Genomic DNA, 13,479 nt, shown 5'->3' with positions numbered 1-13,479 from the left:
AACGCAGGAGGAAACTTAAATGGAAGAAGTGACAAAAGTATTACCGGCGATTGCGCTGCGTGGAACAACGATTTTGCCGGATATGATTGTACATTTTGATATCAGCAGACCTAAATCGGTCCGTGCGGTCGAGGAGGCGATGCTGGGAGACCAGAAAATTTTCCTGATTACACAGAAAGACCCGGATACGGAAGTACCGGGTCTGCTTGATGTGTATAAAATTGGAACAATTGCGGTCATCAAACAGGTTGTGAGAATGCCAAAGGATGTTCTTCGGATTCTCGTAGAAGCAGAAAGACGCGCAGAACTGCTGAACTTCGAGGAAGAGGAGAGCGAGTATCTCCGCGCCGAGGTGGCGCTGTTTACCGGCTCGGACGAAATGCAGTTTTCCGATATCGAGCAGGAGGCAATGCTGCGCAACTTAAAAGAGCTGTTTGCCGTCTACTGCGAGCAGACGCAGAAAGTCAGCAAGGAACTGGCAGGCCAGATCCTCGGAACCGAAGAAGTTGGAAAGCTGGTGGACCAGATCTGCATGAATCTGCCCCTCGACTACGTAAACCGCCAGAAACTGCTGGAGGCTGTGGAGCTTTCCGAGCGGTATGATACGCTCTGCGTCATGATCGCCAACGAGATTCAGATTCAGGAGATCCGTTCGGAGATTCAGGGAAAAATCAAAGAGCGGATCGATAAGAACCAGCGTGATTATATTCTGCGCGAGCAGCTTAAAGTCATCCGCGAGGAACTCGGCGAGGACAATTCCCGGACCGAGATTGAAAATTATAAGAAGCAGCTTGAGAAGCTCAAAGCCTCCAAAGAGGTAAAAGAGCGGATTTCCGAGGAGATTCACCGTCTGGAAAATTCGGCCAACAATCCGTCCGAGGCAGGCGTGATCCGCGGCTATATCGAGACACTGCTGGGGCTTCCGTGGGATAAGGCATCCCGTGACAATCAAGATCTGGCAAGAGCACGCGAGATTCTGGAGGAAGATCACTACGGTCTTTCGAAAGTAAAAGAGAGAATCCTCGAATTCCTGGCCGTACGCACCCTGACGAAGAAAGGCGAGAGCCCGATTCTCTGCCTGGCAGGCCCTCCGGGAACCGGTAAGACCTCGATTGCGAGAAGCGTGGCGCGAGCCTGAATAAAAAATACGTCCGCATCTGTCTCGGCGGTGTGCGGGATGAGGCGGAGATCCGCGGCCACAGAAGAACCTACATCGGCGCGATGCCGGGACGCATTGCGGCGGGACTCCATCAGGCGAAGGTGAAAAATCCGTTGATGCTGCTCGACGAGATCGACAAAGTAAGTGCAGATTACAAGGGAGATACCTCTTCCGCACTTCTTGAGGTCCTCGATTCCGAGCAGAATAATAAATTTGCCGATCATTACGTAGAGCTTCCGATCGACCTTTCGGAGGTGCTCTTTATTGCAACCGCAAATGATATTCAGAACATTCCGCGTCCGTTGCTGGACCGTATGGAAGTGATTGAAATTTCAAGCTATACGGAAAACGAGAAGTTCCATATCGCAAAAGAACATCTCGTTCCGAAGCAGAAGAAGGCGAACGGTCTGAAAGAAGCACAGCTTGTGATCGAGGATGAGGCGCTGATGGAAGTGATCAGCGGCTACACCAGAGAGGCCGGTGTCCGCTCCCTGGAGCGCCAGATCGGCAGAATCTGCAGAAAGAGCGCGAGAAAGATTCTCGAGGAACAGGTAAAAGAGGTTGTTGTGACGAAAAAAAACCTGGAAGAGTTCCTCGGAAAAGAGAGGTATGAGTTCCAGCCGGCCAACGAAAAACCGGAGATTGGTATTGTGCGCGGTCTTGCCTGGACGGCAGTCGGCGGCGATACGCTGCAGATCGAGGTCAATGTGATGCCGGGAAAAGGAGAGTTTCTGCTGACCGGCCAGCTCGGCGATGTGATGAAGGAGTCTGCGCAGGCGGGCATCAGCTTTATTCGTTCCGTGGCAGAGCAGTATGAGATTCCGAAAGAATTTTTCGAGAAACACGACATCCACATTCACATTCCGGAGGGAGCCGTTCCAAAAGATGGCCCGTCTGCCGGTATTACGATGGCGACGGCGATGGTTTCCGCGATCACAAAGGTTCCGGTAAAAGCAGACGTTGCGATGACCGGAGAGATTACGCTCCGCGGCCGTGTGCTTCCGATCGGTGGCTTAAAAGAGAAGCTGCTGGCGGCAAAGAAAGCCGGTATCCATATGGTTCTCGTTCCGGAGAAAAATGAGCCGGATGTAAGAGAACTGGATGCGGAGATCACAGACGGACTGCAGATCGAATTTGTCGGCAGCATGGAACAGGTATTAAAACTGGCACTTGTGGAAAAGAAGTAAGGCCAGAAGATGCAAAAAACAGGAGAAGAAAAGTATGGTAATTAAACAGGTAGAGCTGCAGCATGTCTGCGGAATCACCAGTAAACTGCCGGATACCGGTCAGGTGGAAGTGGCATTTGCGGGAAAATCCAATGTTGGAAAATCTTCTCTCATCAATGCCCTGATGAATCGGAAATCACTGGCGCGTACCAGTGCGCAGCCGGGAAAAACACAGACGATCAACTACTACCACATCAATGAGGAAATGTATCTGGTGGATTTGCCGGGATACGGTTTTGCGAGAGCCTCCGAGGAGGTTAAAGCAAAATGGGGCAAGCTGATCGAGGATTATCTGCATCAGTCAAAAATGCTGCACGCAGTATTTCTTCTGATTGATATCCGTCATGCACCGTCCAACAACGATCGCATCATGTACAACTGGATTCTTCGAAACGGCTATCAGCCGATCATCATTGCGACGAAGCTGGACAAGATCAAGCGCAGCCAGCTTCAGAAACAGATCAAGCTGATCCGCGAGACGCTGGAGGTTGAGAAAGATACGATTGTGATTCCGTTTTCTGCAGAGACAAAACAGGGACGCGAGGAGATCTGGAATCTGATTGATGAAATCCGCTCGGATGCAGAAGAAAGCGGGGAATAATGTCATGGGTATGATACGTGCTGCAGGCCTTGGGTATGAATACCTCCGTTACGAGGAGGAAGGACAGGAGCCGGAAGTAACAAAAGCGATCGAGGACGTCAGTCTGGAAATCCAGAAAGGTCAGTTTATCGCGGTGCTCGGGCATAACGGAAGCGGAAAATCAACGCTTGCGAAACATATCAACGCTCTGCTGGTGCCTACAGAAGGCACCATGTGGTGGATGATATGAAGACGACAGATGAGGAGGATGTCTGGAAGATCCGCCAGAAAGCCGGTATGGTATTCCAGAACCCGGATAACCAGATCATCGGAAATGTGGTGGAAGAGGATGTCGGCTTTGGACCGGAAAATCTGGGTGTCCCGACCGATGAAATCTGGAAACGGGTGGAGGAGAGCCTTACGGCGACCGGGATGATTTCATACCGGGCCCACTCTCCGAATAAGCTCTCGGGAGGTCAGAAACAGAGGGTTGCAATTGCAGGAGTGATGGCTATGCAGCCGGAATGTATTGTTCTTGATGAACCAACCGCGATGCTGGATCCGAACGGACGAAAAGAGGTTCTTCGCGCTGTGCGTAAGCTGAATGAAGAAAAGGGCGTTACGGTTATTCTGATTACGCATTACATGGAAGAGGTTGTTTTTGCGGACCGTGTGTTCGTTATGGACAGCGGCAGACTGGTAATGCAGGGGACACCACGGGAGATTTTCTCCGAGGTGGAAAAATTAAAAGAGCTCCGTCTCGATGTACCCCAAGTGACACTGTTGGCTTATGAATTGAGAAAAAGTGGTGTAGATCTCCCGGAGGGAATTCTGACCATTGAAGAACTGGTGAATGCATTATGTCATTGAAACTTGAAGATGTAACGTACACATACAGCCCGGGAACGGCATATGAAATGCACGCCCTGGAGCATATCAATCTTGAAATTCCGAATGGCCAGTTTGTTGGGATTATCGGCCATACGGGAAGCGGAAAATCGACGCTTGTGCAGCATTTGAACGGTCTGATCCGACCGACTGCCGGACGGGTGCTGTATAACGGAGAGGATATCTGGAAAGAAGGATATCCGCTAAGAGAGCTTCGAAGCCATGTGGGACTGGTTTTCCAGTACCCGGAGCATCAGCTTTTTGAGACGGATGTGATCACAGATGTCTGCTTCGGACCGAAAAACCAGGGACTTTCACCGGAGGAATGCAGAAAACGGGCGGAAGAGGCACTGGATCATGTCGGATTTCCAAAGGAAATGTATGAAAAATCGCCGTTTGAACTCTCCGGAGGTCAGAAACGTCGTGTTGCGATTGCCGGTGTGCTTGCCATGAACCCGGATTTTCTGGTGCTTGACGAGCCGACTGCAGGCCTTGATCCGAAGGGACGCGATGAAATCCTCGATCAGCTTGCATTGCTGCATAAGACGCGCGGCATTTCGGTCGTGCTCGTATCGCACAGCATGGAGGATATTGCAAAATATGTAGAGCGGATTATTGTCATGAACCACGGTCATGTGGCGTTTGACGATACACCGAAGAAAGTCTTCGCTCACTATAAAGAGCTCGAGAAAATCGGTCTTGCGGCGCCGCAGATGACGTATATTATGCATGCGCTAAAGGAACACGGCATGGACGTGGACGTAACGGCGACGACGGTTGAGGAGGCACGCGATACGATTCTTGCGGCACTGGAAAGTCAGAAGAAAAACGGGAAAAAAGGAGCAGAAGTATGTTAAGAGATATTACTCTGGGACAGTATTACCCGGCAGATTCTATTCTGCACCGGCTTGACCCGCGTGTGAAATTTGTAGGAACGATCGTTTATGTCGTTTCCCTCTTTTTGTTCCACAATTGGGGCTATCTGCTTGGAACCGTATTCCTTGCGGTGATGATTAAACTGTCGAAGGTACCGTTCAAATTTATCACGAAGGGTCTGAAATCAATTTTTGTGCTGCTTGCGATTACGATGGTGTTTAACATCTTATTTACGCCGGGTGAGGTGCTCGTCCGTATCTGGAAAATTACGATCACCCACGAGGGTGTGGCCATGGCATGCCGTATGTCGGTGCGTCTGATTTTCCTGATGATCGGCTCTTCGCTGATGACGCTGACGACAACGCCGAACCAGCTGACGGATGCACTCGAAAGCCTGCTCGGACCATTGAAAAAAATCCATGTGCCGGTGCATGAGATTTCCATGATGATGTCAATCGCACTCCGTTTTATCCCGATTCTCCTGGAAGAGACAGACAAGATTATGAAAGCGCAGATGGCGCGCGGCGCGGATTTTGAGAGCGGAAATATTATCCAGAGAGTAAAGAACATGGTGCCGCTTCTGGTGCCGCTGTTTATTTCAGCCTTCCGCCGTGCAAATGATCTGGCGCTGGCAATGGAAGCACGCTGCTACCACGGAGGAGAGGGAAGAACACAGATGAAGCCGCTTCGGTATCAGACGCGCGATTATGCGGCGTATGGCATCCTTATGGCATACCTTGTGTGCAGTATCGGCCTTCGCGTGTGTGGACTCTGATTTTGGCGAAAACGGAGGAGAAGAATGCGCAGAATTAAGCTGATTGTAGCGTATGACGGCACAAATTACTGTGGATGGCAGGTGCAGCCAAACGGCATTACAGTACAGGAAGTATTAAACCAGGCTCTTTCCGATCTTTTTGCGAAGAAAACGGCCTGCATCGGCGCAAGCCGGACCGACGCAGGGGTACATGCCCTTGGCAATGTGGCGGTGTTTGACACGGATGCGAGAATGCCGGCAGACCGCATCGCATTTGCGCTGAACACACGGCTTCCGGCGGATATCCGTATTCAGGGATCATCCGAAGTGCCGCCGGACTTTCACCCGCGTTTTACCGCAACAGTAAAACGTATGAATATCGGATTTTGAACCGCACCTTTGCAGATCCGACGCGGAGACTGAATTCCTATTTCTGGTACGGCCCGCTGGATGTGGATGCGATGCGGCAGGCAGCATCGTATCTGGTTGGCATGCATGATTTTAAAAGCTTTGCAACAGCCAAACCGGAGGTGACCGACACGGTCCGTACGATCTATGAAACGAGTTTGGAAAAAGAAGACGATCTGATCCGCTTCCGGATCACCGGAAACGGTTTTCTCTACAATATGGTGCGGATTATCACCGGAACACTGCTTGAGGTTGGAAAGGGTGATTATCCGCCGGAGAAAGTAAAAGAAATCCTTGCGGCGAAGGATCGAAAAATGGCGGGAGCAACGGCAAGGCCGGAGGGGCTGACCCTGGTGCAGATCCGGTATCCCGAATGGGATTTCGAGTAAAGACATAAGTGGTCTGTATTTTCCGCAAAACGGGACTCGCAGTTTGCGAAAAAATGCAAAATATGGGTAAAAAACAGTTGACATTCCAAAATCCGTATAATATAATTACTAAATGTGTGACGTAGTTTGAAAACGCCGATGCCATAAGCCCCGGTAAGGCGGTTTCCTATATACATGAAACAGTAAATTGAATTTTTCACAGGAGGTATATCCATGAACACCTTTATGGCAAATCCAGATAAGATTGAAAGAAAATGGTATGTTGTTGATGCAGAAGGATGTACATTAGGACGTCTGGCATCTGAAGTAGCAAAAGTATTACGTGGAAAAAACAAACCGGAGTACACTCCGCACGTAGATACTGGTGATTACGTAATCGTAATCAACGCTGATAAAGTAGCAGTAACCGGTAAAAAACTGGATCAGAAGATCTATTACAGCCACTCCGATTATGTAGGCGGAATGAAAGAAGCTACTCTTCGTGAGATGATGGCTAAGAAACCGGAGAAGGTTGTTGAACTTGCAGTGAAAGGCATGCTTCCAAAAGGACCTCTTGGAAGACAGATGTTCACAAAACTTCACGTATACGCTGGTGCAGAGCACGCTCATGCAGCTCAGAAACCAGAAGTATTAACATTTTAATAGGGAGGTAAAGAACATTGGCTAGCGCAAAATATTACGGAACCGGAAGAAGAAAAAAATCTATCGCAAGAGTATATCTTGTACCGGGAACTGGTAAAGTTACCATCAATAAAAGAGACATCGATGAGTATTTTGGTCTGGAGACCCTGAAAGTTATCGTTCGTCAGCCTCTGGCAGCTACAGAGACCGCTGATAAATTTGACGTGATCGTAAACGTTCATGGCGGCGGATACACAGGACAGGCAGGAGCAATCCGTCACGGTGTTGCACGCGCCCTTCTGACTGTAGACAACGACTACAGACCAGTTCTGAAAAAAGCAGGATTCCTGACTCGTGATCCTAGAATGAAAGAGCGTAAGAAGTACGGTCTCAAAGCAGCTCGTCGCGCTCCGCAGTTCAGCAAGCGATAATCGACTGCTCAGGCTATATCAAAATGGTTCAAAAAGCCCGGAAAATCAAGGTTTTCCGGGCTTTTGCTATATCTAAACGGGCTGATATGGTTTGACCAAATTTGGCAAAACGAGAGCCGATTTCACCCAATTTTTAGTGGTCCGCAAGTGGTTAACTGGCCAAAAAGAGGGCGAAAAGAGGGGTAAGTGGTTCCCAAAGTGGTTAACCGAGAGCCGATTTTAGGGGTGCTTTTCAGCCCTCCTTCCCCTCGTTTTTTGACTGTGGCAGTTTGGCATAGTTTGAGCTAATTTGAATAATTGAATATGAATTTGATGTAGCACACAGATCATAAATGACTGGGTGCTTTTTTCATTTCAGGAACTCGTATTCCGGCGATAGAAAGAGCCGTCACTTCACTTTTTATTTTGGAGTGGCGGCTTTTTCTATTTCCAGAAGCAATAGCAACAATTAGAAATGAGGTGAAGTCAATGAACACACAGATCATTGCCATTGCCAACCAGAAAGGCGGCGTTGGCAAAACAACAACCTGTGCCAACTTGGGAATCGGGCTGGCACAGGCTGGGAAGAAGGTCCTGCTGATCGACGGAGATCCGCAAGGGAGTCTGACGATTAGCTTGGGCAATCCACAGCCTGACAAGCTGCCCTTTACGCTGTCGGACGCTATGGGGCGTATCCTGATGGATGAGCCGCTTCGTCCCGGCGAGGGTATCCTGCACCACCCAGAGGGTGTAGACCTGATGCCTGCGGACATCCAGTTATCCGGTATGGAGGTATCCCTGGTAAACGCCATGAGCCGTGAGATTATCTTGCGGCAATATCTGGACACGCTGAAGGGGCAATACTCCCATATCCTCATCGACTGCCAGCCCTCCCTGGGTATGCTCACAGTCAATGCGCTGGCCGCTGCGAACAGGATCATCATTCCCGTTCAGGCGGAGTACCTGCCCGCCAAAGGGCTGGAACAGCTGCTCTCCACGGTAAACAAGGTAAAGCGGCAGATCAACCCCAAGCTCCAGATAGACGGTATCCTGCTGACGATGGTGGACAGCCGAACCAACTTTGCCAAAGAGATCTCCGCGCTCCTGCGTGAGACCTATGGCAGCAAGATCAAAGTATTCGGCACAGAGATTCCCCATTCTGTCCGGGCAAAGGAAATCAGCGCCGAGGGAAAAAGTATTTTTGCCCATGACCCTGGCGGCAAGGTGGCAGAGGGGTATCGAAATCTGACGAAGGAGGTGTTGAAACTTGAAAAGCAGCGCGAAAAAAATAGAGCTGGCCTCGGTAGATGATCTGTTCTCCACCGAAGAAGGCCGTCAGGATGCAAAGCTGGAAAAGATTCAGGAGATTCCGCTGTCTGAACTGCATCCCTTTAAGAACCACCCATTCAAAGTCAAGGATGACGAAGCCATGATGGAGACCGCTGACAGTATCAAGCAGTATGGCGTTCTGGTTCCGGCGATTGCTCGACCGGACCCGGAGGGCGGTTATGAGCTGGTAGCCGGACACAGGCGGCACAGAGCCAGTGAGCTGGCAGAAAAGGAGACTATGCCGGTCATTGTTCGGGATTTGGATGATGATGCCGCCACGATCATTATGGTTGACAGCAACTTACAACGAGAAAGTCTGCTCCCCAGTGAAAGAGCATTTGCTTATAAAATGAAACTGGAGGCCATGAAACATCAAGGAGATCGAGTGGATTTAACTTGTTCCCAAGTTGGGAACAAGTTAGAGGGCAAGAAGTCCAGTGAGATTTTGGCAGAGCAAGTAGGTCAGAGTAAAAACCAGATTTTTCGCTATATCCGTCTGACAGAGCTGATTCCCGAATTGATAGATATGGTGGATGAAAAGAAGATTGCCCTGAACCCTGCCTATGAGCTGTCCTTTCTCAAAAAGGAGGAACAGGTAGACCTGTTGGACGCGATGGACAGCGAACAGGCTACCCCTTCTCTTTCTCAAGCCCAGCGGCTCAAGAAATACAGTCAGGAGGGGCATCTGACCCTCGATATGATGCGTGTCATCATGGGTGAGGAAAAGAAAAGCGATCTGGATCGAGTGACATTTACCTCTGACACCTTGCGGAAGTATTTCCCTAAAAGCTATACGCCCCAGCGGATGCAGGAAACTATTATCAAGCTGCTGGAACAGTGGCAGAAAAAACGCCAGAGAGATCAGGAACGATGAAAGGAGCCGCCTATGAGGGATATTTCAGCCCGCGAGCTGAAAGGACACAACATTCTCGCCGTAGAGAGGTTTTGGGATGACACACGCTGGATGATTGAGTTTTCCGTCCTGCGTCCCAGCACAGCTTACGGCAGTCCCGGAGAGGAAATGCGGCTGTTTTTGACCGAGGACGGGTATCAGGCCGCCCTGCAAAGCCAGCAGCGTCGGGAGATCAAGATCAAGCGTTACGCTCGTGTGATTGAGGGACATATCCTCGATTTCAAACCGGGAAAACACCGCCGCCACTCATAAACAAATCATTACTGCGAAAGGAAAGGATTGAAATGTGTACTGTAAAGGAAATCCGGGAAGCAATCCGGGAGGATTGCCATTCCCAGCATGGTATGGAATTTATAGAGATTGACCGTGTTCTGCAAACTCTGCCATTCTCTCAGGGAAATGACCTGTTGGACAGACCGCCCATTCCCAAGCGCCCCTACCGGCGCAGAAAAAGTGAACAAAACAGCTGACTGCCACAATTCTTTTTACAGGATTGTGGCTTTTTTCATACCCTGAGAAATTTGGAAGGAGTGAGGTCAATGGCCGTATTTCGCATTGAACGAACCAGAGATTATACCGTGATGAGCAATCACCATTTACGCAACGGGAAACTGTCCCTGAAAGCCAAGGGGCTGCTTTCCATGATGCTGTCCTTACCGGAAGACTGGAACTATACCACCAGAGGGCTTGCCGCCATCTGCAAAGAGGGCGTGGACGCTATCGGCGGCGCGCTGCGGGAGCTGGAAACTGCCGGGTACATTGTCCGCCATCAGCTGCGAGACCGGCAGGGTCGGATCAGCGATACCGAGTATGTTATCTACGAGCAACCACAGCCGAAGAACCCGGATACGCCCCAGCCGGATACGGCTTCACCAGATACGGAAAACCCGGATATGGTAAAACCGGATACGGAAAAGCCCGCAGAATTAAATATAGAGAAATCAAATACAGAAAAAACAATTACTTATGGATCAAGTACCGATTCTATTCCCTTCCGGGAGCCAGCGGCAGCACAGCTGCCGGAACGGAAAGGAAGGGATGCGATGTCTGTCTCAGAGATGGAAAATTATCGGGATTTGATTCTGGAGAACATCGAGTATGACCACCTGTGCCGGGAGTTTACCACCTACCGGGAGGACCTGGACGAGATTGTGGAGCTGATGGTGGAGACCGTCTGCGCCAAGCGGAAAACCACCCGGATCGCTGGCAGCGACTTCCCCCATGAGGTGGTCCGCTCCCGTTTTTTGAAGCTGGATTGCTCCCACATCGAGTTTGTCATGGAATGCCTGCGGAACAATACCACCGAAATCCGCAACATGAAGCAGTATCTGCTTGCGGTGCTGTTTAATGCGCCGACCACGATCAGCAACCACTACACCGCACAAGTTAACCACGATATGTACGCAGGCGGCTGGTAAGCAGCCGCTTTTCTGCTGCCCGAAAACACCGGGAGAAAGGATTTTGCCATGAAACGACCTCTTGCCTACATTACGGCTCCATGGAGCAACAGCCAGTATGAGAACGCCGAGAACGCTGCGGCCTACTGCCGTCAGGTGTACGATGCCGGGTATTCGCCCATCTGCCCGGTGCTGTTCCTGCCTACCTTCCTCAAAGACGAGATTCCACAGGAACACAAGGACGGGCTGGATATGGCGCGGGACTACCTGCGCCGGTCCCATGTGCTGGTGGTCTGCGGCCACGGCATCGACGAGACCGTGAAGAATGACATTGCCACCGCCGAGCGCCTGCGGATCACCGCCACCACCCTGGACGGTATCCTGGCCGTGAAGGGCCAGGGACGCGGGAAAGGAGGCGCACGCCATGCCTGAGCGTAAGACCGTGGGCCAGCTGATGGAGGAAATGCGCCTCAAAGCCGGGGCGCAGAACTACCACGGCCATGAGTACATGGATTTGGAGCGGTTTGCCGAGGACACCCGGCACATGATTATCTTCGATGTGCTGACCGACGATTCCCCGGTGGGCTGGAAAGGTGAACGGACCCGCCTGTTTCTGACGGAGGCCGGATACCAGAAAAGCCTGGAGAACCAGGAAAAGGGCCACATCAAGATTCTCAGCCATGCCAAAGTGCGCCAGGGCCATCTGTACTATGACCGCTCCGACCAGCTGCGCTGAAAGGAGCCTGCCATGCTGAAATACCTGCTGCGGCGGCTGGTGGTCCCGCCTTAGTATCAAGTGCCACCCCTGCAAAATCCGTGGAAAGGAGGCGATGACCTATGCAGGAGGAAGTGGAAAACAGGACTTTGACGCTGGTAGTCAGCGGAACAAAGTTTACCGGGCGGTTGATGAAAGCCGCCATCACCAAGTACCTTGCCCACCGCAAGGAAAAGAAGCTGCAAAAACAGAAAAGCCGGGATACCCCCGTGATTCCCCACGGCAAGCAGACGGTGAAACAGCTGATCGGCCAGAATCAGGGCGTTTCCAACATCGAGATCACCGACCCCTCCATCAAGGAGTTTGAGAAGATCGCGCGGAAATACGGCGTGGACTATGCGGTGAAGAAGGACCGCAGCAGCTCCCCACCCAAGTACCTGATCTTTTTCAAGGGTCGGGACGCGGATGCCCTGACCGCTGCTTTTACCGAGTACACCGGGAAAAAGGTCAGGAAGGCGGAGAAATCCGAGCGCCCGTCCGTGCTGGCAAAGCTGAGCCAGTTCAAAGAACTGGTAAAACACGCCGTCGTGGACCGGAACAAGCGGAAGGAGCTGGAACGATGAAAAAGCAGCTGAACATCAAAAAGCTCATTTTGCTGAATCTGCCGTATATCCTGATGGGGCTTTTCTCCACCAACTTCGGTGAAGCGTGGCGGATGGCCGTGGGTGCGGACGCTTCGGCAAAAATGCTCTCGTTCTTCTCCACGCTGCCGGTGGCGCTGGCCAGCTGGTGGCCCAGCCTGCACCCGCTGGACCTGCTGGTGGGCCTGTGCTGCGGCGGCGGCCTGCGTCTGGCGGTGTATCTCAAAAGTAAAAACGCCAAGAAGTACCGTCATGGCATGGAGTATGGTTCTGCCCGTTGGGGAACCAGTGAGGATATTGCTCCCTACATCGACCCGGTGTTCCAGAACAATGTCATTCTCACAAAAACCGAAAGCCTGACCATGAACAGCCGCCCCAAGGACCCAAAGACCGCCAGAAACAAAAATGTGCTGGTGATCGGCGGCTCCGGTTCCGGTAAGACCCGTTTCTGGCTCAAACCAAATCTGATGCAGATGCACAGTTCTTATGTGGTCACAGACCCGAAGGGAACCATTTTGGTGGAGTGCGGGAAAATGCTCCAAAGGGGCGCACCCAAACTGGGAAAGGACGGAAAGCCCATGAAGGATAAGCACGGCAAGGTCATTTATGAGCCGTACCGCATCAAGGTTCTAAATACCATCAACTTCCGAAAATCAATGCACTATAACCCTTTCGCCTATATCCATAGCGAAAAGGACATCTTGAAGCTGGTCACAACGCTGATCGCCAATACCAAAGGCGAAGGCAAGGCCGGGGACGATTTTTGGGTCAAAGCAGAGACCTTGCTGTATTGCGCGCTGATTGGGTATATCCACTATGAGGCTCCGGTAGAGGAGCAGAATTTCTCTACCCTCATCGAGTTCATCAACGCCATGGAGGTTCGGGAGGATGACGAGGAGTTCAAAAATCCGGTAGACCTGATGTTTGATGCACTGGAATCGGAAAAGCCAAACCACTTCGCAGTGCGGCAGTATAAGAAATATAAGCTGGCAGCCGGTGATATATGCTCTAAGTGACTTCTTAATCATGATTTTGTCATGGTTAGTGAAGCAATCACTTAGAGCATTTTTGGTTTGCGCGCCATGGGCGCGCTCTAATGGGTGAAAGTCCCGAACACGCCTAGGCAACGAGGAAGTGTATAGCAGAACAGCAAGGGTGTCCATCGTGAGGTGG

12 protein-coding genes and 4 pseudogenes are annotated in these 13,479 nt (G+C 51.1%); all 16 read left to right on the top strand.

Annotation, left to right across the window (positions count from 1 at the left end):
- The first annotated feature begins 19 nt into the window (after positions 1–19).
- A pseudogene (gene lon, locus DWZ60_RS20515) lies at positions 20–2,346 on the top strand (endopeptidase La).
- A 34-nt stretch (positions 2,347–2,380) separates the two neighbouring features.
- A complete protein-coding gene (gene yihA / locus DWZ60_RS00085; RefSeq protein WP_055219842.1) occupies positions 2,381–2,986 on the top strand; it encodes a ribosome biogenesis GTP-binding protein YihA/YsxC in 606 nt (201 codons plus the stop codon).
- 4 nt (positions 2,987–2,990) lie between these two features.
- Positions 2,991–3,835 (top strand): annotated as a pseudogene (locus DWZ60_RS00080) (energy-coupling factor transporter ATPase).
- Positions 3,826–4,710, top strand: a complete 885-nt coding sequence (locus tag DWZ60_RS00075; RefSeq protein WP_117801969.1) for an energy-coupling factor transporter ATPase — start codon at positions 3,826–3,828, stop codon at positions 4,708–4,710. Before DWZ60_RS00080 ends, DWZ60_RS00075 begins: the two are co-directional and overlap by 10 nt.
- Positions 4,704–5,504 carry an energy-coupling factor transporter transmembrane component T family protein gene (locus DWZ60_RS00070; RefSeq protein ID WP_117801970.1) on the top strand — a complete coding sequence of 267 codons (801 nt, stop codon included), beginning with the start codon at positions 4,704–4,706 and terminating at the stop codon, positions 5,502–5,504. Before DWZ60_RS00075 ends, DWZ60_RS00070 begins: the two co-directional genes overlap by 7 nt.
- A gap of 24 nt (positions 5,505–5,528) precedes the next feature.
- A pseudogene (truA, locus tag DWZ60_RS20510) lies at positions 5,529–6,280 on the top strand (tRNA pseudouridine(38-40) synthase TruA).
- A gap of 213 nt (positions 6,281–6,493) precedes the next feature.
- Positions 6,494–6,922 (top strand): 50S ribosomal protein L13, encoded by a 429-nt coding sequence (gene rplM, locus DWZ60_RS00060; protein WP_055219851.1) that lies wholly within the window; start codon positions 6,494–6,496, stop codon positions 6,920–6,922.
- A 17-nt stretch (positions 6,923–6,939) separates the two neighbouring features.
- Positions 6,940–7,332: a 30S ribosomal protein S9 gene (rpsI, locus tag DWZ60_RS00055; protein WP_055219853.1), complete on the top strand. Its 393-nt coding sequence runs from the start codon at positions 6,940–6,942 to the stop codon at positions 7,330–7,332.
- 468 nt (positions 7,333–7,800) lie between these two features.
- Positions 7,801–8,622, top strand: coding sequence for a ParA family protein (locus DWZ60_RS00045; protein WP_119221101.1), 822 nt, complete (start codon positions 7,801–7,803; stop codon positions 8,620–8,622).
- Entirely contained in the window at positions 8,579–9,514 is a 936-nt protein-coding gene (locus DWZ60_RS00040) for a ParB/RepB/Spo0J family partition protein (RefSeq protein WP_119221100.1), read from the top strand. The genes DWZ60_RS00045 and DWZ60_RS00040 overlap by 44 nt, the downstream gene beginning before the upstream one ends.
- A 12-nt stretch (positions 9,515–9,526) precedes the next feature.
- A complete protein-coding gene (locus DWZ60_RS00035) occupies positions 9,527–9,805 on the top strand; it encodes a DUF5720 family protein (RefSeq protein ID WP_097770160.1) in 279 nt (92 codons plus the stop codon).
- 287 nt (positions 9,806–10,092) lie between these two features.
- Complete coding sequence (locus DWZ60_RS00025) at positions 10,093–10,971, top strand: DUF6017 domain-containing protein (protein ID WP_097770159.1); 879 nt, start codon at positions 10,093–10,095, stop codon at positions 10,969–10,971.
- A gap of 48 nt (positions 10,972–11,019) precedes the next feature.
- Positions 11,020–11,382 (top strand): DUF7768 domain-containing protein, encoded by a 363-nt coding sequence (locus DWZ60_RS00020; RefSeq protein WP_027644087.1) that lies wholly within the window; start codon positions 11,020–11,022, stop codon positions 11,380–11,382.
- A complete protein-coding gene (locus DWZ60_RS00015) occupies positions 11,375–11,686 on the top strand; it encodes a DUF5720 family protein (RefSeq protein WP_002592130.1) in 312 nt (103 codons plus the stop codon). Before DWZ60_RS00020 ends, DWZ60_RS00015 begins: the two co-directional genes overlap by 8 nt.
- A 101-nt stretch (positions 11,687–11,787) precedes the next feature.
- Positions 11,788–12,288 (top strand): PcfB family protein, encoded by a 501-nt coding sequence (locus DWZ60_RS00010; RefSeq protein ID WP_015518807.1) that lies wholly within the window; start codon positions 11,788–11,790, stop codon positions 12,286–12,288.
- Positions 12,285–13,304 (top strand): annotated as a pseudogene (locus DWZ60_RS00005) (type IV secretory system conjugative DNA transfer family protein); the annotation flags it as partial. The gene DWZ60_RS00010 and the pseudogene DWZ60_RS00005, both read left to right, overlap by 4 nt.
- Positions 13,305–13,479: the final 175 nt, after the last annotated feature.

This window comes from Blautia sp. AF34-10 (genome assembly GCF_003477865.1).
Classification (GTDB): Bacteria; Bacillota; Clostridia; order Lachnospirales; family Lachnospiraceae; genus Fusicatenibacter; species Fusicatenibacter saccharivorans.
This window is presented reverse-complemented; position numbering and strand designations above follow the sequence as displayed.